This is a genomic window from Streptomyces sp. NBC_01445, from assembly GCF_035918235.1.
Classification (GTDB): domain Bacteria; phylum Actinomycetota; class Actinomycetes; order Streptomycetales; family Streptomycetaceae; genus Streptomyces.
This window is the reverse complement of record NZ_CP109485.1, coordinates 1,728,480-1,748,314: the sequence shown is the minus strand read 5'-3', so window position 1 is coordinate 1,748,314 and position 19,835 is coordinate 1,728,480. Positions and strand designations below refer to the sequence as shown.

Annotated in this window: 17 protein-coding genes; 13 read left to right on the top strand and 4 right to left on the bottom strand. The window is 69.6% G+C overall.

The window, feature by feature from the left end; translation table 11 throughout:
- Positions 1-36: 36 nt before the first annotated feature.
- Positions 37-2,100 carry an alpha-galactosidase gene (locus tag OG574_RS08150; RefSeq protein ID WP_326772565.1) on the bottom strand — a complete coding sequence of 688 codons (2,064 nt, stop codon included), beginning with the start codon at positions 2,098-2,100 and terminating at the stop codon, positions 37-39.
- Between the two features lie 73 nt (positions 2,101-2,173).
- Here OG574_RS08150 and OG574_RS08145 point away from each other — a divergent pair, with 73 nt between their 5' ends.
- The 7 genes from OG574_RS08145 to OG574_RS08115 all read left to right on the top strand — a co-directional run bounded on the left by OG574_RS08145 (position 2,174) and on the right by OG574_RS08115 (position 11,672).
- Positions 2,174-3,328: an ROK family transcriptional regulator gene (locus tag OG574_RS08145; RefSeq protein WP_199841707.1), complete on the top strand. Its 1,155-nt coding sequence runs from the start codon at positions 2,174-2,176 to the stop codon at positions 3,326-3,328.
- A 55-nt stretch (positions 3,329-3,383) separates the two neighbouring features.
- Positions 3,384-4,652, top strand: a complete 1,269-nt coding sequence (locus OG574_RS08140; protein ID WP_326772564.1) for an ABC transporter substrate-binding protein — start codon at positions 3,384-3,386, stop codon at positions 4,650-4,652.
- 5 nt (positions 4,653-4,657) lie between these two features.
- Entirely contained in the window at positions 4,658-5,635 is a 978-nt protein-coding gene (locus tag OG574_RS08135; RefSeq protein ID WP_326772563.1) for a carbohydrate ABC transporter permease, read from the top strand.
- Between the two features lie 19 nt (positions 5,636-5,654).
- Positions 5,655-6,494: a carbohydrate ABC transporter permease gene (locus OG574_RS08130; RefSeq protein ID WP_100592823.1), complete on the top strand. Its 840-nt coding sequence runs from the start codon at positions 5,655-5,657 to the stop codon at positions 6,492-6,494.
- A 33-nt stretch (positions 6,495-6,527) separates the two neighbouring features.
- The gene (locus tag OG574_RS08125; RefSeq protein WP_326772562.1) at positions 6,528-7,868 is read left to right on the top strand and encodes a glycoside hydrolase family 27 protein; all 1,341 of its coding nucleotides are present in this window, start codon (positions 6,528-6,530) and stop codon (positions 7,866-7,868) included.
- A gap of 27 nt (positions 7,869-7,895) precedes the next feature.
- Positions 7,896-10,256: a glycoside hydrolase family 95 protein gene (locus OG574_RS08120; protein WP_326772561.1), complete on the top strand. Its 2,361-nt coding sequence runs from the start codon at positions 7,896-7,898 to the stop codon at positions 10,254-10,256.
- 141 nt (positions 10,257-10,397) lie between these two features.
- Positions 10,398-11,672: an SGNH/GDSL hydrolase family protein gene (locus tag OG574_RS08115; protein WP_326772560.1), complete on the top strand. Its 1,275-nt coding sequence runs from the start codon at positions 10,398-10,400 to the stop codon at positions 11,670-11,672.
- Between the two features lie 242 nt (positions 11,673-11,914).
- Here OG574_RS08115 and OG574_RS08110 read toward each other — a convergent pair whose 3' ends face one another.
- Both OG574_RS08110 and OG574_RS08105 read right to left on the bottom strand, forming a co-directional pair.
- Complete coding sequence (locus OG574_RS08110) at positions 11,915-12,832, bottom strand: alpha/beta hydrolase (protein ID WP_326772559.1); 918 nt, start codon at positions 12,830-12,832, stop codon at positions 11,915-11,917.
- A complete protein-coding gene (locus tag OG574_RS08105) occupies positions 12,829-13,386 on the bottom strand; it encodes a quercetin 2,3-dioxygenase (protein ID WP_326772558.1) in 558 nt (185 codons plus the stop codon). Before OG574_RS08105 ends, OG574_RS08110 begins: the two co-directional genes overlap by 4 nt.
- A 118-nt stretch (positions 13,387-13,504) precedes the next feature.
- Here OG574_RS08105 and OG574_RS08100 point away from each other — a divergent pair, with 118 nt between their 5' ends.
- Together OG574_RS08100 and OG574_RS08095 are read left to right on the top strand one after the other, a co-directional pair.
- Entirely contained in the window at positions 13,505-13,939 is a 435-nt protein-coding gene (locus tag OG574_RS08100; RefSeq protein WP_326772557.1) for a MarR family winged helix-turn-helix transcriptional regulator, read from the top strand.
- A gap of 494 nt (positions 13,940-14,433) precedes the next feature.
- Complete coding sequence (locus OG574_RS08095) at positions 14,434-15,342, top strand: NAD(P)H-binding protein (protein ID WP_326772556.1); 909 nt, start codon at positions 14,434-14,436, stop codon at positions 15,340-15,342.
- A 223-nt stretch (positions 15,343-15,565) separates the two neighbouring features.
- Here the strand turns inward: OG574_RS08095 and OG574_RS08090 are convergent, their stop codons facing one another.
- Positions 15,566-15,892 carry a carboxymuconolactone decarboxylase family protein gene (locus OG574_RS08090; RefSeq protein WP_326772555.1) on the bottom strand — a complete coding sequence of 109 codons (327 nt, stop codon included), beginning with the start codon at positions 15,890-15,892 and terminating at the stop codon, positions 15,566-15,568.
- A gap of 326 nt (positions 15,893-16,218) precedes the next feature.
- Here OG574_RS08090 and OG574_RS08085 point away from each other — a divergent pair, with 326 nt between their 5' ends.
- The 4 genes from OG574_RS08085 (at position 16,219) to OG574_RS08070 (ending at position 19,831) form a co-directional block, all read left to right on the top strand.
- Positions 16,219-16,683 (top strand): DUF7144 family membrane protein, encoded by a 465-nt coding sequence (locus OG574_RS08085; protein ID WP_442816797.1) that lies wholly within the window; start codon positions 16,219-16,221, stop codon positions 16,681-16,683.
- A 70-nt stretch (positions 16,684-16,753) separates the two neighbouring features.
- Positions 16,754-17,134, top strand: coding sequence for an amphi-Trp domain-containing protein (locus OG574_RS08080; RefSeq protein WP_326772554.1), 381 nt, complete (start codon positions 16,754-16,756; stop codon positions 17,132-17,134).
- A gap of 866 nt (positions 17,135-18,000) precedes the next feature.
- Positions 18,001-18,252, top strand: a complete 252-nt coding sequence (locus tag OG574_RS08075; protein ID WP_326772553.1) for a hypothetical protein — start codon at positions 18,001-18,003, stop codon at positions 18,250-18,252.
- 244 nt (positions 18,253-18,496) lie between these two features.
- On the top strand, positions 18,497-19,831 hold the full coding sequence (locus OG574_RS08070; RefSeq protein ID WP_398376600.1) for a PP2C family protein-serine/threonine phosphatase: 1,335 nt from the start codon (positions 18,497-18,499) through the stop codon (positions 19,829-19,831).
- The last annotated feature ends 4 nt before the right edge of the window (positions 19,832-19,835 follow it).

The window sequence follows — 19,835 nt, the reverse complement described above, 5'->3', positions numbered from 1 at the left end:
GCGCCGACCACGGCACCTTCGCCGACCCGCGTCAGCTCATCGCCGGGTCAGCTGTATCACGGTGCTCGGCCGGTCCGTCCGGGGCAACCGCAGAGGCAGGCCCTGCGAGAGCAGGGTCGCCGCGGTGTGCTCGGTGCCGGTGGACTCGTCCACGTAGACCGAGGCAGGGGAGAGGCCGGTCAGCCGCAGATCGCGGTCCCGGCCCCAGGCGATGACCACGACCCGATCGCCGGCCCGGTACTGGACGGCCTCGTCGAGCCGGTACTGCTCGCCGAACTGCACCACCGGGCGGATCTCCTTGTACAGCGCCACCAGGTCGCGGGCTTCGGCGAGTTCGGCCCCGGTCCAGCGCGAGAGGTCGCCGCCGATGCCGAGCGCGCCGGTCATCGCGACATGGAAGCGGTAGGGGAGCGGAGTGGTGCGGCGAGTGTGCGGGTTGGGGCTGTCGGTGACCCAGGCGGACATGGTGCGGGCCGGGTAGACCTGGCTGTAGCCGTGCTGGATGGCTGTGCGGTCGTCGGCGTCCGTGTTGTCGGAGATCCAGGTCTGATCGGTGCGGGCCAGCATCCCGAGGTCCGCGCGGCCGCCGCCGCCCGCGCAGCCCTCGATCCGCAGGCCGGGGTGGGCGCTGCGCAGCCGGTCGAGCACCGAGTAGACGCCCCGCGTGTGGTCGGTCCACAGTCGTTCGGCGTCGGGGTGGCCCGGCCAGCCCGCCTCCGTGAGCGCCCGGTTCATGTCCCACTTCAGGAAGTCGATCGTGTACGTGGAGACCAGTCGGTCGAGCCACTTGAAGGCCCACTCCGTGACATCGGTACGCGCGAAGTTGAGGACGAGCTGCTGGCGCAGCTCGGTGCGGCGGCGGTGCGGCATGTGCAGCACCCACTCGGGGTGCTCGCGGTACAGGTCGCTGTCCGGGTTGGTCATCTCCGGCTCCACCCAAAGTCCGAAGCGCATGCCGAGCCCTCGGATCTCCTCGACCAGCGGGCCGAGCCCGTACGGGAACCGCTCCGGATTCGGGTGCCAGTCGCCGAGTCCGGCCCGGTCGCTGGTGCGCTGCCCGAACCAGCCGTCGTCCACCACGAACAGCTCGACGCCCAGCTCGGCGGCGCGCGCCGCCAAGGCCCGCTGCCCCTCCAGCGTGACGTCCCAGCCGGTCGCCTCCCAGCTGTTGTAGACCACGGGCCGCGGCTCGTCGGGGCGCGGCAGTACGTGCCCGGCGACATACCGGTGCCAGCCGCGGCTCGTCGCGCCGAAGCCGCCGCGGCTGAACTGCCCGGCGAACACCGGGGTTTCATGGCTCTCGCCGGGTTGCAGCCGCCAGGTCAGACCGTCGTGCCCGGCGCCACCGGTCACCGTGAACGGGCCGCCCGTGTGGTCGCGCTGCGCGGTGATCCGCCAACTCCCCGACCAGGCGAGGACCATGCTCCACACCTCGCCGCGGTCCTCGTCCGCGTCACCCGCGTCGACCATCAGCCAAGGATTCCCGTAGTGCCCCGAGACGCCGCGCCGGCTCGTGAACACGGTCTCGGCATACGGGGCTTCGGTGCGTCGCAGCTGTGTCTCGCCCGACCACTTGCCGACCGTATGGCTCAGCCGCACGCCCGACGCCGCCGGTACGGACCAGCTCGCGGCGTCGCAGCGCAGGATCTCGACGGGCTCGCAGGCCGCCTCGTCCGTGCCCAAGTGGCTGAGCGTCAGGGAGCGTTCGACGATGTCGCTGTCGGGGTGCACCGCGTAGCGCAGCGTGCAGCCGAGTGGGTAGTGGCGGTCCCGCAGCCGTACGTGGAGGTGGCCGCCGTCGATCTCGTGGCCCTCGTAGGTCCACTCGACGCCGCGCGTGCCGTCCGAGTACCGCACCAGCAGTGACGGCACCCCGAACCGGGCACCGCCCTCAACGGCGAGCTCCTCACCGCTTGTTGAGGCGAAGCTGCTGGTCAGTCCGTCGTGCGTGGGCAGTGCGGCGACCTGGTCGAGTGTGAGGGGCGCGCCCCAGTGCACATGCCGTGGGCTGTCGTCCGCGCCGATGCGCAGCGCGTACGAGGAGGCGGGGGTCGTGAGGAGGAACGTGCGACTGGGCTCGTCGAAGTACACCTGTGACATGAGCTGGAGCCTAGATCCGAACTCCCTGAATTTAAATATTGACGAAGGAAATTATTGCCTCTACGTTTCCCCCATGTTGCTGAACCGAGCGAAGCTGCTCGCGTCTCCGGCGGCCAACACGGTGTTCACGACAGTGCTCACCCGTGGTCCGGTCGTCCGCCCCGAGATCGCCCGAATCACCGGTCTGTCCTCCGCCGCCGTCACCAAGGCGGTCAAGCCGATGATCGAAGCCGGATACCTGGAGGAGCTGCCGCAGGGGCCGAGGACGGTCGAAGGTGCGGGGCGTCCCGCGCACCCCCTCGCCGTCCGCGCCGACCGGGAGTTCTTCGTGGGCGTCAAGGTCACGGCCGACGAACTCATCGGTGTGGTGACCGATTTGAGGGCGCAGGTGCGTGCCGCGCACCGGATCCCGGTGACGGACCGGTCGGTCGAGCAGGTCGTCCGCGGCATCGCCGCGCTCGTCGCGGAGCTGACCCCCGCGCACGCCGAGCGGACCCACCACATCGGGGTGTCCGTCTCGGGTGACGTGGACCGGACGGGCGGTGTCGTGCGCTACTCGCCGTTTCTCGGCTGGCGCGACGTGCCGCTGGCCGACCTGGTCCGCGCGGCAACGGGGCTGGCGGTCACGGTCGAGAACGACGTGAAGGCGCTCACTGTCGCGGAGCAGTGGTTCGGCGAGGGTGTGGGCGCGGACTCCTTCGCCCTCGCCACAGTCGGCGTCGGCATCGGTTGCGCGCTCGTGGTCAACGGCCGCCTGGTGGCCGGGGGTTATGGCGTGGCCGGCGAGATCGGCCACATCCCGGTGGCCGCCGGCGACGGACCCGACTGCCACTGCGGCGCCCGCGGCTGTGTCGAGGCCATCGCCTCCGAAGAGGCCATCGTCGCCCGGGCACGTCGCGCGACAGGCGAGCCTGACCTCGACATGGCCGGGGCCATCGACCGCGCCCATGGCGGGGACGCCGCCGTGCGGGCCGTCTTCGACGAGGCCGGCGAGGCCATCGGGCTGGGCCTCGCGGCCATGGTCAACCTCGTCGGCCCCGAGAGGGTCGTCGTCTCCGGTGAGGGCGTGGCCGCGTACGACCTCTTCGAGGAGCAGATCCGCGCCGCCTTCACCACCCAGGCCTTCGGGACCGCGGCCCGCTGCCCGCTCGTCGTGCGCCCGCTGCCCTGGGAGGAATGGGCGCGCGGGGCCGCCGCCGTCAGCATCCAGTCACTGTTCGCCGCGTGAACCCACGCGGGCGCCTGATCTCTCGCACATATCCGTTCCCCGGAAGGACCCTGTCATGACTGCCAGTTCCGCCCTGTCCCGCCGGGGATTCCTCGGCACGTCCCTGCTGTTCGTCGCGGGTGCCGCCGTCGGCTGCTCCAGCAACCCGCAGCAGACCGCGTCCGCCAAGGGCGCCAAGGTCACCCTCACGCAGTGGTACCACCAGTACGGAGAGGAGGGCACCCAGGCCGCGGTGAAGCGGTACGCCGAGGAGTTCACCAAGGCCAACCCGGACATCGCGATCAACGTCGTGTGGGGCGCCGACACCTCCCAGTACGAGACCAAGCTGAACGCCGCCCTGCTCGGTGCCGACGCCCCGGACGTCTTCGAACTCGGGGACTTCCGCGCCGAGATGGCCCGCAAGGGACAACTCGAACCCCTCGACGACGTGTACGGCTCCGCCAAGGACGGCTTCAACAAGGCCGACCTCGACTACCTCACCGTCGACGGCAAGCTCTACGGCATGAAGACCATCGACGACATCATGATGCTCTTCTACCGCAAGTCGATGCTGAAGAAGGCGGGCGTCGCCGTGCCCACCACCTTCGCCGAACTCGCCGACGCCGCGAAGAAGTTGACCTCCGGCGACGTCAAGGGCCTGTTCATAGGCAACGACGGCATCGGCGACAGCCCCTACCTCCTCGCCTGGTCCCAGGGCAAGGACCTCATCGACGGCGACAAGGTCGTCTACGCCGACGCCGCCAAGTCCATCGGCGGCCTGCACGATCTGCACTCCGACAAGTCGGTGCTGCTCGGCTTCACCACCGACTGGTACGACGCGGGGGCGTTCACCCAGGGCGCCACCGCCATGCAGTGGTGCGGCCTGTGGGCGCTGCCCACCATCGAGAAGGCGCTCGGCGACGACTTCGGGGTCGCGCCCTGGCCCGCGTACGACTCCTCCGGGAAGCCCGTCGCCCGGCTCGGCGGCTGGACGCAGGCGGTCAACGCCAAGAGCAAGCACATCGCGGAGGCCAAGAAGTACCTCGAGTGGCTGTGGATCAAGCAGTCCGACATCCAGATCGACTGGGCCGTCAAGTACGGCTTCCACGTGCCGCCGCAGACCGCGGTCGCCGCCAAGACGCCGGAGCTGAGCAAGGGCGCCGCGAAGGACACCGTCACCATCGGGACCAAGTACGGCATCTCCTTCCCGGCCGAGTGGACGCAGGCGATGCAGGCCGAGTTCATCGCCGCGGCCGCCGACATCGCCCAGGGATCGGCGCCGGAGAAGACCCTGAAGAAGGCCCAGTCCAAGGCGCAGTCCGACCTCGACAAGCAGATGGGCTGACCGTCATGACCGCCACCGGCACCACGCCCTTGCAGGGGAGTGCCGCCCGCCCGGCGCCCGCCACGGCGCCGCGTCGCCGGCGGCTGACAGAGCGGCGCTCGAAGGCCCTCGCCTTCGTGGTCCTCACCGCCCCGATGCTGATCGGCCTCGGCGTCTTCCGCTACGTGGCCATCGGCTGGAGCTTCCTGCTCAGCTTCAGTGAGGCCCGCCGCACCATCTCCCTCGGTACCTGGGTCGGTCTCGAGAACTACCAACAGCTCCTGAGCGACGAGCGGTTCCGCGACTCGCTCACCATGATCGTGCTGTTCACGGCGATGATCGTGCCGATCACCTTCGCCGCGTCCCTGGGCCTCGCCGTCCTCGTCAACCGAGTTCGGCGCGGCCGGGCCTTCTTCCGCACGGCGTTCCTGCTGCCCGCGGCGGTCAGCTACGTGGCCGCCGCGATGATCTGGAAGATGGCCCTGTTCAGCGGTGTGCCGTCCGGCCTCGCGAACACGCTCGGCGCGCTGTTCGGCGCCGACCCCACGCCATGGATCCAGACGCAGAGCCCGCCCCTGTACTGGATCGTGCTCGTCACGCTCCGCCTGTGGCTCCAAGTCGGCCTCTACATGATCCTGTTCATCGCGGGGCTCCAGTCCATTCCGCAGCACCTGTACGAAGCCGCGGCCCTCGACGGCGCCGGTGCCTGGCGCACCTTCCGCAGCATCACCTTCCCCATGCTGCGCAACACGTCGGTCGCGATCCTGCTGCTGATGCTCATCGCCGCACTCCAGGCCTTCGACGAGTTCTACGCGATCTTCTCCACCGGCGCCTCGCTCGGCAGCGAACCTGTGCGCACCCCCCTCATGCACCTCTACGGCGTCGCCCTCCAGGACCAGGACTACGGCGTCGGCTCCGCCGGAGCCTTCCTGCTCACCCTCCTGATCGTGCTGGTCACACTCCTCCAGGGCCGGATCCTCGGGTTCTCCCGCGACAAGGACTGATCGGACAAGGACTGAACCCATGAACCGTTACCGAGGGAGCGTGCTCGGCTCCGCCGCCACGTACCTGGTGCTGTGCCTGCTGTCCGTGGTCTTCCTGATCCCGTTCTACGTGCTTCTGCGCAACGCCTTCATGACGACGCCGGAGGTCACCGCCACCGACTGGCACTGGCTGCCGTCCGCGCTGAGCTGGGACACCTTCAGCGCCCTCTTCAACAACCCGGAGCGACCCTTCGGCCGGTCCCTGGCCAACTCATTGCTGATCGCGGTGATCTCGGCCCCGGTGTCCACGCTGCTCGCCTCGATGGCCGGGTACGCCCTTGCCCGGATCAACGTGCCCGGTCGCGGGGTCGTCCTCTCGCTCATCGTCGGCACGCTGATGATCCCCCAGGCCGTGACCTTCCTGCCGACGTTCGTCGTGGTCGGTTCGATGGGCGGCGTGAACACGATGTGGGGCCTGATCGCACCCGGCCTGTTCAACGCCTTCGCCGTCGTGCTCTTCCGCAGCTTCTACCTGTCCTTCCCCGCCGAGATCGAGGAGGCGGGCCGCCTCGACGGCCTCAGCTACCTCGGTGTCTACGGGCGCATCATCCTGCCCAACTCGGTCACGATGATCGCCTCCCTCGGCGCACTGTCCTTCATCGAGGCGTGGAACTCCTTCCTGTGGCCCCTGATGATCGGCCAGGACCCCGAGAGCTGGACCGTGCAGATCGCCCTCTCCAGCTTCCTCACGTCCCAGACCGTCAACCTGCCCGAGCTGTTCGCCGGGACGGTCGTGGCGATCCTCCCGCTCGTGATCATGTTCCTGGTCGCCCAGCGCCACATCGTCCAGGGCATAGCGATGTCCGGTCTCAAGTCCTGAAACTCCCTCTCCCCCGTACCGGAGGTACTTCCAGTGACCCGTACGACCAGAACGACCCGGCGCGCGGCACTCACCGCCGCCTGCGCCCTGCCCCTCACCCTCGCCCTGTCCACCGGCACCGCCCAGGCCAAGACCCCCTACGTCAAGCCGTTCATGGGCTGGAGCAGCTGGAGCGTCGAGTCCTCCTCGCGCGCCGGCTACGGCACACACTGGCTGAACGAGGGCAACATCAAGAACGCCGCCGACGCGCTCAGCAGCAAGCTGTCCTCGGCCGGCTACAGGAACCTGAACATCGACGCCGGCTGGAACTTCGACTACGACTGGAACTTCCACACCGACGCCAACGGCATCCCGAACGCCGACAAGGACCGCTTCCCCAGCGGTATGCAGTCGCTCTCCGACTACGTCCACGGCAAGGACCTCAAGCTCGGTCTGTACGGCGCCGCCGGACTGGAGAAGGAGGTCTACGACAAGAACGCGCCGATCCTCGGCACTGACTGTCATGCGCAGGACATCGCCGTGAAGCCGCTGACCCCGACCAACAAGTGGGGCGGCAGCTGGAAGATCGACTACAGCAACCCCTGTGCCCAGGAGTACATCGACTCGATCGTCGCGCGGTACGCCTCCTGGGGCATCGACTTCATCAAGATCGACGGCGTGACGAAGGACAACGTCGCCGACATCAAGGCATGGTCCACCGCCATCGACCACAGCGGCCGCAGCATGTGGCTGTCCGCCAGCGCCTGGCCCGTCGACCTCGAGGCCGGCGACGGCCTGCGGCCCTACGCCAACGGCGTCCGTGTCGACACCGACATCGAGTGCTACTGCGAGACCACCAGCACGTGGACCAGCTCCGTCGACGACCGCTTCGCCGACCTGCCCAAGTGGCTGCCCAAGCTGTCCGCCCCCGGCTACCTCGGCGACCTCGACTCGATGCCGATCAACAACAACTCCGGCAGCGGACTCCAGGACGGCATCAACGACACCGAGCGGCAGACCGTCATGACCTTCTGGTCGATGGCCTCGTCCCCGCTGTACGTCGGCGGCGACATCTACTTCCTCGACGACAAGGCCAAGGCCATCCTGACCAACCCCGAGGTCATCGCCGTCGACCAGGCCGCCGTCCTGCCGAAGCAGATCCGCTCCGGGGACACACAGGTGTGGACGAAGACGACGGGCCGTGCCACCTACCTCGCGGTCTACAACCTCGGCTCCGAGGCCACCGACATCACGGTCGACCTCAAGGACCTGGGCATCAAGCGCCCCCAGCACCTGCGCGACGTCGTCGCCCGCAAGGACCTCGGCACCGCCAAGGGCTCCTGGACCGCCACCGCCGTCCCGGCCCACGGCTCCCGCCTGATCAAGCTCTCCTGACCGCCCGTCACGTCCAAGGAGCCGCACATGAGCAACGGACCTTCCAGACGCCTGGTGCTCGGCCTCGGCGGAGCCCTCGCGCTGAGCGCCCTGCCCGCCTTCACCGCGCACGCCGCGCCGCGCCGCCCCACCACGTCCCCGCTGGTACCGGCCGGCGAGGCGACGACCCTGTGGTACCCCGAGCCCGCCGACGAGGACCTCCTCATCGAGCAGGGCCTGCCGCTGGGCAACGGCCGCCTCGGTGCCCTCGTCGGCGCCGACCCGGCCCGGGAACTCCTGCACGTCACCGACGCCACCCTGTGGACGGGCGGCGCCAACACCACCCTCGACGGCGAGGGCCAATTCCCGTACGGGCGCGATGACTTCGGCAGCTTCACACTGCTCGCCCGCGTCATGCTGTACCTGCCGGGGCACGAGCGCTCCGCCGTCACCGACTACCGCCGCACCCTCGACCTCAGCAACGGCCTCGTCACCACGACGTACACCAAGGACAAGGTCCGCTACACGCGGGAGATGTTCGCCAGCGCGCCCGACGACACCATCGTCGTCCGGCTCCGCCAGAGCGGCGGCGGCTCCCTCACCGGCGCCGTCATCCTCTCCGGCACCCACGGCGAGACGACCGGCGTCGACAAGGACCGGAACCTCGCCTCCTTCTCCGCCGCCTTGGGCAACAAGCTGCGCTACGCCGCGGCGGTCACCGCCGCCGGGGACGGGACGATCACCGCCACCGGAACCCGCGTCACGTTCACCGACTGCTCCGAGGTCACGCTCGTGATCAGCGGCGGCACGGACTACGCGCCGGACCACGCCACCGGCTTCCGGAACCCGGACGCGGACCCGCTCGCCCTCGCCCAGGACAAGGCCCTCGCGGCGGCCCGGACTTCGGCCGTACGGCTGCGCGACACGCACGTCGCCGACTACCGCGCCCGTTACGACCGGCTCACCCTCGACCTCGGCCGCTCCAGCGGCGGGCAGCGCCGGATGGACACCTGGACGCGCCTGAAGGCCCGCGCGGCCGACGGATCGGCGCCCGACCCGGAACTCGAGGCGAGCTACCTCCAGTTCGGCCGCTACCTGACCATCTGCGGCTCGCGCGACGGGCTGCCCATGGGACTCCAGGGGCTGTGGCTGGAGGGCAACACCCCGGACTGGATGGGCGATTACCACACCGACATCAACCTCCAGATGAACTACTGGCTGGCCGACCGGGCCGGCCTCGGCGACACCTTCCCCGCCTTCGCCGACTACTGCCTGGCCCAGCTCCCCGCGTGGAGCGAGGTGACGCAGAAGCAGTTCAACGACTCCCGCAACCGCTACCGCAACACCTCCGGCAAGGTCGCGGGCTGGACGGTCGCCTTCTCCACGAACCCCTACGGCGGCCTGGGCTGGTGGTGGCACCCGGCGGGCAACGCCTGGCTGTGCGAGTCCCTCTACGAGCACTACGAGTACACGCAGGACGCGCGGTACCTGGCACGGATCATGCCGCTCCTCAAGGGTGCCTGCGAATTCTGGGAAGCGCGCCTGATCACCACGACCGTCGACGGCCGCGAGGTCCTGATCGACGACCACGACTGGTCGCCCGAACAGGGCCCGCAGGACGCCCGCGGCATCACGTACACCCAGGAACTCCTGTGGTCCCTCTTCGGCCACTACGAGCAGGCGTGCCGCACTCTCGGCCGCGACGCCGAACACGCCGCCGCCATAGGGAAGCTGCGTGACCGCCTCTACCTCCCGAAGGTCAGCCCGAAGTCCGGCCGTCTCGAGGAGTGGATGAGCGAGGACGACCTCGGCGAGACCACCCATCGCCATCTGTCGCCGCTCATCAACCTGTTCCCCGGCGACCGTATCCGCCCGGACGCCGGCGACCCCGAACTCCTCAAGGGGGCCCGGGAGTTGCTGACCTCTCGCGGCATGGAGAGCTACGGCTGGGCCTGCGCGTGGCGGGCAGCGTGCTGGGCGCGGCTCAAGGACGCCGACAAGGCCTACCGGCTGCTGTTGACGAACCTGAAGCCCTGGGCGGGCGGTGACACCGGCACGGCCATGAACTTCTTCGACATGTACCGAGTCTCCGACACCCGGGCGATCTTCCAGATCGACGCCAACCTCGGCACGCCCACCGCGATGCTGGAAATGCTCGTCCACTCCCGCCCCGGCCACATCGAGCTGCTGCCGGCGCTCCCGGACGCCTGGGCCGAATCCGGCTCGATCGAGGGCGCGGGAGCCCGCGGCGGCTTCACCGTTGACATGACCTGGGAGCGAGGCCGCGTACGCCGGGCGACGCTGCACAGCGTCGGGGGGCGCAGCACCACCGTCACCGCGGGTGGCCGCAGCACGACCGTCACCCTGCGGCCCGGTCAGTCGATGAGGCTCACGGACCTCCAGGGCTGAACCGGTCGGTACGACCGGTGCACGGCAGGGCGCCCGGCCTCGCGGGCGCCCTGCCCTGCACCGCGCCTTCCCGAGGGCGCACGTCCCTGAACGACGACCTGAACGCCTGGAAGAACGTCGAGAAGAGCGGAGAAAGTGCCGATGACCCTCGATCAGCCGCACCGAGCGGTGCGCAGTCGCGCCCGCCGCAGACCTTTGTGGCCCCTGTTCGGAACGCTGCTCGCGCTCGCCCTGGCGGCCGCGCCAGTGGGCACCGCGGGAGCCGCCACGCCGTCGGCGCACGCCCCGGGCACCCGGGTGAGCGCCTGGTCGCCGAGCATGACGACCGGCGGCCCGTCCTTCGAGAACCAGACCATTCGCATGGTGGTGCACAGCAGCGTGGCGGGATCGCGCGCCCGGATCACGCTCTCGAACCGCTACAGCCCCGGCCCGCTGGAGGTGGCGGCCGCGAACGTCGCCGTCCAGGCGCACGGCGGCGAGGCAAGGCCGCGTACCGCCCGGCGCATCACCTTCGGCGGCTCGGACCGCGTCACGCTCCCCGCCGGCGGCGAGGCCGTCAGTGACGTCGTCCCGATCTCGCTGCGGGCGGGGCAGAACCTGCTCGTCAGCCTCTATGTGCCCGGCGCGACCGGCATGTCGACCTGGCACTCGGACGCCTTCGACACCACGTACACGGCCTCGGGCGACCACGCGGGGGACGACAGCGCGGCCGATTTCGTCACCACCACGACCTCCTGGTACTACCTGGCGGGGCTCGACGTCCTGTCTCCGACGGCGAAGGGCACCGTCGTCGCGTTCGGCGACTCCATCACCGACGGCTATCACTCCTCGACCGGTACCTACACCCGGTGGCCCGACGTGCTCGGCCGCCGCCTGGAGGCCGAGCCGGGTCCGCAGCGGCTGAGCGTCGTCGACGCCGGTATCGGCGGCAACCGCGTGCTCACCGATGTCCCCAACCTCTGGCAGGGCGTCAGCGCCCTGAAGCGGTTCCGCCACGACGCCCTCGGTCAGCCCGGCGTCAAAGACGTGATTCTCTTCGAAGGCATCAACGACATCGGCAACAACGCCGGACCCGACGGCAGACCGCTGACCGCGCAGGATCTGATCGACGGCTGGCGCACCCTCATCGACGAGGCGCACGCCGCCGGTGTCCGTGTCATCGGCGCGACCCTGATGCCGGTCAAGGGCAACGGCTACTACACGCCCGCCGCCGAGGAGCTCCGCCGCAGCGTCAACGACTGGATTCGCACCGCCGGCGCCTTCGACGGCGTCATCGACTTCGACCGGGTCATGCGCGACCCCGCGGACCCCTCGGCCCTCAACCCCGCCTACGACTCGGGCGATCACATACACCCCGACGACGCGGGCATGAAGGCCATGGCCGATGCGGTCGACCTCGGCCTGCTGCGGCACTGACGCGGGACCGGCCGTCCTTGGGGGATGACGCCGGTGGGCGAAGTACCTGTTCCACCGGGGGCAGTTGTGCCCCCGGTGGACCTACTTGGCTGGGGGCAGGGTTGGCCGGGCATCGTCCCACAGTTGGAGGTGACCGGCTTGCCGGAGAGGTGTTCGGTATGCAAGGAGAGCGAGTCGCCCTGGTCCGTGATGAGAGGCACGACGTTGCCCCGAGTCTGTCGCCCGCGCCGAGCCCATGTCATCTACAGGGTTGCATTGTTCCCGGCAACCAAGTCGGGCCTCCCAGCCACCCTCAGTGCGAACTCCAGGGATCGGGTGAAGATTCCGGTCACGGAGCCCTGGTCCAGGCCGTGCCAGCCGTGATCGGCGCCGGGAATCGTCCACAGTTCGACGGGCGCTCCCGCACCGCTCAGTGCCGCGGCGAGGTCCCGGCCGTGCGAGCACGCCACCATCGAGTCGTCCTCCCCATGGACGACGAGGAAGGGCGGGGCACCCGCATGCGCGTTCTTCAACGGGCTGGCCGCACGGGCGAGTTCGGGTGTGTACGCGGGCGCGGCGCCGAGCAGCAGCGCCTCAGGGGTGGCCGCGTCGGCGGGGTCGAAGGGATCGCGGGCCGAGGTCAGATCCGCGGGCCCGTACCAGACGACGGCCCCCGCGAGCGGCGGCTCGTCGTGGGTGAGAGCGAGTAGTGAGGCCAGATGTCCGCCCGCGGACTCGCCCCACACCACCGTACGGCGCGGGTCGGTGCCGAGTTCCGGCGCGCGCACGTTCAGCCAGCGCAGTGCCGTGCGCAGGTCGGCCAGGGCTGCGGGGAACGTCGCCTCACCGCTGAGCCGGTAGTCCACACAGGCCACCGTGAACCCGGCCGCCGCGATCCGCTCGAAGGGACCCGGGTCCCACGCGCGCGTGTGCAGACCCATGTCGTCGCGCCGCCCACGCCGCCACGCCCCACCGTGCACGAACAGCACGACGGGGGAGGGGCGCGGGGGGCCCGGCGCGGGCGGCAGCCAGAGGTCGAGCTCCAGCGGCCGGCTGCCCTCCAGGACCCCGTACGGGACGCCGCGCAGCACACGCACCCCGGCAGGGCGCTCTGCCGCCGGCGGCAGCGGACCGACGTCCGGGTGAGGCGCGGCGATCAACTCCCGTAGCGTCCGGGTCACTTGGTCCGCCACTGATGGTCGGGCAGGAAACGGACGTCGTACTCGCGTGGGACCGTGGCGAACTTCGACGGTTCGGGCACGAACGGCTCGCGTGGCAGGCCGAGTTGCTCGGCCGGGGTGCCCAGCGTCTCGAAGAAGCGCTCGAAGGTGCCGTGCGGTCCGGCCGCCACCCCGACGACCTGGGAGTGATGGCGCTCCATGCGGTAGGCGTGCGGGCAGTTCTTCGGCACGAAGCCGAAGTCGCCCGGACCGAGCAGCCGCTCCTGCTGCGCGCCCTCGGTGTCCTCGACGAACAGGCGGACCGCGCCGTGGGTCACGTAGAAGACCTCGTACGTGTCCTCGTGCAGATGGGCCGGGATGATGTCGCCCTTCGGCCCCTCGCAGGTGAAGAAGTTGAACGTGTTCTCCGTCTGTTCGCCGCCCGCGTAGACGGTGATCAAGTCCGCGAACAGATGAGCCCGGTCGCCCTCGCCCTTCTCGATGACGTACGGCTTGCCCGGCTCCGCGGGGATGCGTGACGCGCTCCGGTAGCGCGTGGCGTACTGCATGGTCATGACCGCTCACCTCTCTATGTCAGGTTGCCTGACGATATACGTCAGGTACCCTGACACGTGACGGGGACGGAGGCAAGTGCCGTACAGGACGCCCACGACCCACGAGGGAGAGGAAGCGATGACCGGCACCGGACGTGACCTGCCGCAACTCCTGGGCGAGGCCCGGCGCTGGTTCGAGGAGGGGCTGCTCGCCGCCCTGGCGGCGGAGGGGGTGTCGGCGGTCACGCCGCCCCAGGTGCAGCTCTTCGCCGCACTCGACCAGGACGGCACCACCGTCTCCGAACTGGCCCGCCAGATGGGTGTCACCCGTCAGACCGTCCATCAGGCCGTGCACTCCCTCGTCGCCACCGGGCTCCTGGAGCAGGTGCCGGACCCCGCGTCGGCCCGCCGCCGGCTGATCCGCCGCACCGCGGAGGGGCGCCGGACCCACGACCGAGCCCGGCGCGCCCTCGACCGCCTTGAGGATCAACTCGCCGACCGCATCGGCAAGGACGTGGTCGCGGCGCTGCGGTCCGCGCTGGAACAGCCCTGGGGCGAACCGCCCACCGGCTGATCACGCGGGCCGCGCTCCCGGCATGCCGAACGTACGGCCGCCGGAGTCGGCTTCGCGTCCTGCGACGCGTGCAGGCCGTGCTCAGCCCGTCGTTGCTCGCGCACCACTCCTGGTGTCCGGACCGGAACGGCGCGTCCGCCCACTCCTCGGCGTCGTCCTCGGTCCTGCCCTTCGGGTGCACGCGAGGTAGCTCGTGGCGTCGCCCCTGTCGCCCTGCCCGCTGTACTTCGCCTGCTGCGGGTATGCGGGTATGCGGGTATGCGGGTATGCGGGTACGCCGGTCGCGCGTACGCGGCCGAGCCGTCCGCCCTCTTACCCGCCGCGGTGACGGCGCCGGGTGCCCCGCCCGTCTCCGTCCGGCCACATGAAACCAGGTAAGAAATTGAACCGAGTTACGTTATTCTCAACGGAAAGACGGCACCTGACCTCGCCCTCGATGTGATGCTCTTTCGGCGCCATGGCGGGGTAGGTCAGACGGAAGTTCGGGAGTCCTGGTGACCAGCAGTGCACAACAGACGTACAACGAGCCGGGGAAGATGCAACCCGTCCTGGTGACGGGAGCCACTGGCCGAATCGGGCGCGCGGTGATCGCCGAGCTCTTGGCTGCAGGCGTGCCGGTACGCGCGCTCACGCGCAACCCTGCGACAGCCGGGCTGCCGGCACAGGTCGAGGTCGTGGCGGGCGACTTCACCGAGCCCGAGTCGCTCGACCCCGCGCTGCAGGGCGTGCGCTCGGTGTTCCTCCTGTGGACCGCGCCGCCTGCCACCGCTGAGGCCGTCATCAAGCGGCTCGCGTCGCGGGCGCGGAGGGTCGTCTTTCTCTCCTCGCCACACCGGATCGACCATCCCTTCTTCCAGCAGCCGAACCCCATGGCTCGCATGCACGCCGAGATCGAGCGCCTGATCACGGCCGGCGGACTCGAGTCGACATTCATCCGGCCCGGGATGTTCACCTCGAACGCGCAGTTGTGGTGGGCGCCCACGATCCGTGACGGCGGCGTCGTCCGGTGGCCGTACGGCGCGGCCGAGACCGCACCGATCGACGAACGCGACCTCGCGGCCGTGGCGGCACGCACCCTCTATGAGGAAGGGCACGCCGGCGGTGACTACGTCCTCACCGGCCCCGAGTCGCTGAGCCAGGCGGAGCAAGTGGGCGTGATCGGGAGCGTCCTCGGCCGACAGATCCCGTTCGAGGAGCTCTCGCCCGAAGAGTTCCGGCGTGCGACGGAAGGCATCTGGCCGGGTCCGGTCGTGGAGATGCTGCTCGATGCATGGGGTGCGACGATCGGACGCCCGGCGTATGTGACTTCAACTGTGGCCGACGTCCTCGGAGTTCCGGCACGGACGTTTCGTCAATGGGCCTCCGATCACGCCGACGCGTTTCGGGAACGCCCGGCCGAGTAGCCGATCAAAGCCCGCCAGACTCGGGCGTGGTGTGGGGTGACGCGAGCATCGCCGTGTGATCGCGTTCTTGGGACATCGAAGATCCTCCTGACCTGGTCCTGCGGCCCTGCTCCTGCGGCCGTTGGAACGCCCGGCACAGGGCACCTCGGCTCAAAAGGGCAGCTCCGTGGCGCTCCGCCCGATGCCGGCCGCGCGGATCTCGATGCCGGGTGGACCTCTGCTCTCAGCCCTGGGCCTCGATCTCGGCGTCGGCGACGGCGATGGCGATGCCGAGTGCCTCGGTGATGTTGCCCGCTGCCGTCATGACGCGGGCGGTGCCCACGATGGGCGCGATCGCGACCAGGACGTCCTGCAGCCGCTCGGCGGTCAGGCCGGCCTTGAGAGCGGGGTCGATGTGGGCCGCGTAGGAGATCGGCGGGGCGTCCGAGGCGGCGAGTGCCGCGATGCGCGTGAGGATGAGCATGTCCGGGGTCAGCCCGCAACGCTCGATCGAATCAACCGTCATGGCGGCCAAGGTGTCCAGGACAGGGGTTTCGGATGCAGTGGACATGTCGCACGTCCTCCTGGCGAGTTCCAAGCCCGAGGGTGATGTGAGGCGGAAGGAACCGATTTCCGCTTGGGTGGGGCCTCGCTTCAACCCTAGAACCCCTTCGGGCCTCACGCAGGGGACGCAAGGTCTGCCGCGACATGGGGCAGGTGGGTAGCGCGGTGCGCCACTCTGACCTGCGCGGATGGTCCGGGAACCACTTACCGAGCGCTGCCGGTCAGGCACCCCGAGGTGCGAAGTGATCCCCGCGGGCAGAGATTGGAAGTAGCCCGATCGGCCGAGCGTGAACGGGCGGTTGTGCGAGGCCGTACGACGCGAAGGAGCCGGCAATGGCCAGCAACGTGAGTGGAACAGGCTCGGGTACGGCGAGGAGTTCGCCGAGCACAGGCACAGGCACAGGCATAGGCATAGGCATAGGCATAGGCAGCGGCTGGCTGGTCTTCGCCGCTGTCCTCATGGTCTTCGGCGGCCTGATGATGCTCTTCCAGGGCATCGCCGCCATCGCGAAGGACGACGTGTTCGTCGTCACCCGCCACTACGTGTATCAGTTCGATCTCACCGCATGGGGCTGGATCCATCTCATCCTGGGCGTCATCATCGCTCTCGTCGGAGTCGCCCTCCTGTTCACGGGCGCCACCTGGGCCAGGGTTGCCGGCGTTGTGCTGACCGGCCTGGCCATGCTCGCGAACTTCCTGTGGGCCCCGTACGCACCGTTGTGGGCCATCGTCCTGATCGCGATCAACGCTTTCGTGATCTGGGCGCTGTGCGCCGCACCCAGCCCGTCGGAGCGATGAAGCAGGGGCTTGTCCTGATGTCCTCGCGCTGCGGCCCCACACCCGGGCCGTCACTGGACCGGAGACACCCATGAAGGACCTCAAATTTGAGCAGAAACGCTCGCTGTCACGCCTTGAAGCGGCTGACCAGCTCTCGGCGCTCGCAGCAGCACTGAGGGAAGGCGGGGATGCCGAACTGGAACTCGGTTCCGCGACGCTGAGCCTGCGGGTTCCCGACGCCCTTCGCAGTGAGGTGGAGGTCGAGGTCGGCAACGGCGAGATCGAGCTGGAGATCGAGTTCAAGTGGCCGACGGCCCCGACCCGGACAGCGCCATCGCGGACGGCCGCGGGCACGGAAAAGGCCACAGCGCGAAAGAGCGTGCCCGCCAAACCAAGGCGCAGCACGACGGGCTCCGCCGGCAGAAGCAAAAGCGGGAAGCAGTCTGCTACGAGGACCAAGAAGACGTCCTGAGCAGTGCCGAGGGCCGGTCCGGCCGCTGGAACCGCGTCAGAGACGTGCGCGGCGTCGCGCGATGTGCAGTTGCAGGCTCCGAGGAGTCCTTTCGACGACGCCGCGATCCTCACGCCTCTGCTCGGCCGGTCAGCGGCAGGCGCTGAGCTGCGCACGACGAACGGAGGGTGCCCCAGCGTGAACACCCCGCGCGTAACGCTGACGTCGTAGGCACTGGACGTCGCGCCCCGGAACGGCTTCGCGTTCGGTCTCCCGAATGCGTCGGCTGGGCGCTATGGTCTGCGCCCCAGGTGAGAGCCGCTGGTCGCCGGCAGGAACACCAGAAGCACGACCGTGCCCGCCCCGGAGAGCGCGCGGGCTCGCAGGGGGAGGGAGAGGGATCCTCGCACGGACATCGATGCCGCATCCCCGTGAACGGACCTGCCACTCCCGCTCAGTGGGACTCGCTGACGGACAACGCGAGCTTCCCGGACCAGCAGTGGTGCACCCAAAGGGTGAGGATTCTGTATGTGCACGGCAGGGGCCTCGCAAGGGTCACCCATCACGGCGAGCCCGTCACGCTCAAGGTCAAGTTGATTGATGCGAATGGCAGTTACGTCACACAGACGATGCACCGTGCCCACGACGCGCGCTGATCATCGCACCCAGGACGAGGGCCGTCGGGCGCCCCCCTGTGGGGGGGGGGCGCCCGACGGTTCTGCGCTTGTACGGGGTTGGGCGCCGAACCGACCGGGCGCCGTTGCGGCGCTGGAGGAGAGGCGGCTGAGTTCGAAGCGCAGGTCGCGGGTGGGCCCGTGGACCGTCCGTGGCCCGTGCGTTCCCGTCCAGGTGGGCGAGGCGGGCGCGCCGGGTGGCCGCTGCGCACCATGACGAAGACTTGGCCCCCACCGGCCATCCACGGCGGGATTCTCTACCGCGACACGGAGGACGTCCCGCAGCCGCTTCTGGCCCTTGACCTGAAGACGCGCCGCCCGCCGTGGACCTTCCGCAGCGGCATCGCGAACGACGGCTGGACCCCCGTGGACCTCGGGATCGGCCGCACCGCCCTCGCCCTGGCGGCCAACCGCGTGCACCTGTCCTGCGCAACCACTGTGGTCAGGCTTCCGGCGGACCGTTGACACGGGTGTAGACCTTCTCAGCCGACGGGTCCCTCGGGCGCCGGCGACGCCGTCCTCACTTGTTTGAAATAATGACCTCAATTGCCCCTTATGTCGGGTGATTCCATGACCTCGATCACCGAGGGTCCTGCCAGGAGGCCGAAATGCACTCCTCAATCGTGTGGGCGGACCCGGCAACGGTGCGGAGCGATCGCCGCAGACGGAAGGCGAGCGAGAGCGGCCGTGCGGTCCCCGGGCGCTTGTGATGGCGGGAATCGAGCGCGGCATTCACCCGAGGCAGCCACATACCCCGGACCTGCACGAACGTCTGCGTGCCGAGCTGGGCCGGATCGACGAGCAATTGCGGTCTCTGCTGGACGCCATGGACCGAGTTCAGGGCCTGCTGGATGCCGTGGTGTCCATCAGCCGGGAGGTGGAGCTGCCCGCGGTGCTGAACCGCATCGTCACCACCGCCATGGATCTGGTGGGCGCCCGCTACGGGGCAATGGGTGTGCTCGACGAGTCCGGAGACCATTTGGAGCGGTTCATCGCGGCCGGCCTGTCCGAACACGAACGCGCTGATCTCGCCCAGGCCGGTTTCCCCCGAGGTCGGGGGGTCCTCGGGCACCTGATTCGCCATCCGGAGCCGCTGCGCGTAGAGAGCATCGTGTCTCACCCGTCGTCCAGCGGGTTCCCGCCGGGCCACCCTTGTATGCGTAGCTTGCTCGGCGTCGCGATCAGTGTCCGCGGCGAGATCTACGGCGATCTCTACCTCTCCGAGCGGCGCGACGGACAGCCTTTTGACGCTCACGACGAGAACGTCGTCGTCGCCCTGGCCGGTGCCGCCGGGATCGCGATCGAGAACGTCCGCCTGTTCGAGCGGGTACGGGTGGGAGCCGAGCAGTTCCAGCGGCTGCTGCTGCCGACACTTCCCGACCTGCGGCCTTTCACCGCGGCCGCGATCTACCGGCCCGCAGCCGAGCCCAGCCAGCTCGGCGGAGACTGGTACGACGCCATCCCGCTGCCCGGCAACGTAGTGGCGGTCGTCATCGGTGATGTGGTCGGGCACGATCTGCGGGCCGCGGCCTCCATGGCCTCCACCCGCAACATGCTGCGCGCTCTGCTGTTCGAGCATGGCAGTGCGCCCGGTGCCGTCCTCGCCCAGCTCGACCGCACCCTGCAGGCCATGACAAGCAACCCCATCACCACCACGACGCTGGCGCGGATCGAACCGGCCGGACCGGGCTGGCGCCTCCACTGGAGTAGCGCGGGCCACGTCCCGCCCCTGCTGATCGTCCCTGGCCGCCGGGCGGAAACCCTGTTCGCCGAGCCGGGGCTGCCGCTCGGGGTCGACCCCGAACAACCCCGCCCCGATCACTCCCGATACATGCCGCCCGACTCCACCGTGGTCTTCTTCACGGACGGGCTGATCGAACATCCTGCCCGGCCCATCGACGACAGCCTCGACGAGCTCACCGAACTAGCCACCCTGTACGCCGCCCTGCCCCTGCCGGAATTCGTTCAGGCACTGGCTGATCACCACCCCAGCGACGGTCACGACGACATGGCCGTTCTCGCCCTGCGCACCCCGCCCGCCTGACCGC

What these genes read in the sequence shown, in the direction of transcription:
- OG574_RS08150 (WP_326772565.1), bottom strand. Translation starts at nt 2,100, where the DNA reads ATGTCACAGGTGTACTTCGACGAGCCCAGTCGCACGTTCCTCCTCACG.
- OG574_RS08145 (WP_199841707.1), top strand. Translation starts at nt 2,174, where the DNA reads ATGTTGCTGAACCGAGCGAAGCTGCTCGCGTCTCCGGCGGCCAACACG.
- OG574_RS08140 (WP_326772564.1), top strand. Translation starts at nt 3,384, where the DNA reads ATGACTGCCAGTTCCGCCCTGTCCCGCCGGGGATTCCTCGGCACGTCC.
- OG574_RS08135 (WP_326772563.1), top strand. Translation starts at nt 4,658, where the DNA reads ATGACCGCCACCGGCACCACGCCCTTGCAGGGGAGTGCCGCCCGCCCG.
- OG574_RS08130 (WP_100592823.1), top strand. Translation starts at nt 5,655, where the DNA reads ATGAACCGTTACCGAGGGAGCGTGCTCGGCTCCGCCGCCACGTACCTG.
- OG574_RS08120 (WP_326772561.1), top strand. Translation starts at nt 7,896, where the DNA reads ATGAGCAACGGACCTTCCAGACGCCTGGTGCTCGGCCTCGGCGGAGCC.
- OG574_RS08115 (WP_326772560.1), top strand. Translation starts at nt 10,398, where the DNA reads ATGACCCTCGATCAGCCGCACCGAGCGGTGCGCAGTCGCGCCCGCCGC.
- OG574_RS08105 (WP_326772558.1), bottom strand. Translation starts at nt 13,386, where the DNA reads ATGACCATGCAGTACGCCACGCGCTACCGGAGCGCGTCACGCATCCCC.
- OG574_RS08100 (WP_326772557.1), top strand. Translation starts at nt 13,505, where the DNA reads ATGACCGGCACCGGACGTGACCTGCCGCAACTCCTGGGCGAGGCCCGG.
- OG574_RS08090 (WP_326772555.1), bottom strand. Translation starts at nt 15,892, where the DNA reads ATGTCCACTGCATCCGAAACCCCTGTCCTGGACACCTTGGCCGCCATG.
- OG574_RS08085 (WP_442816797.1), top strand. Translation starts at nt 16,219, where the DNA reads ATGGCCAGCAACGTGAGTGGAACAGGCTCGGGTACGGCGAGGAGTTCG.
- OG574_RS08080 (WP_326772554.1), top strand. Translation starts at nt 16,754, where the DNA reads ATGAAGGACCTCAAATTTGAGCAGAAACGCTCGCTGTCACGCCTTGAA.
- OG574_RS08075 (WP_326772553.1), top strand. Translation starts at nt 18,001, where the DNA reads ATGACGAAGACTTGGCCCCCACCGGCCATCCACGGCGGGATTCTCTAC.
- OG574_RS08070 (WP_398376600.1), top strand. Translation starts at nt 18,497, where the DNA reads ATGGCGGGAATCGAGCGCGGCATTCACCCGAGGCAGCCACATACCCCG.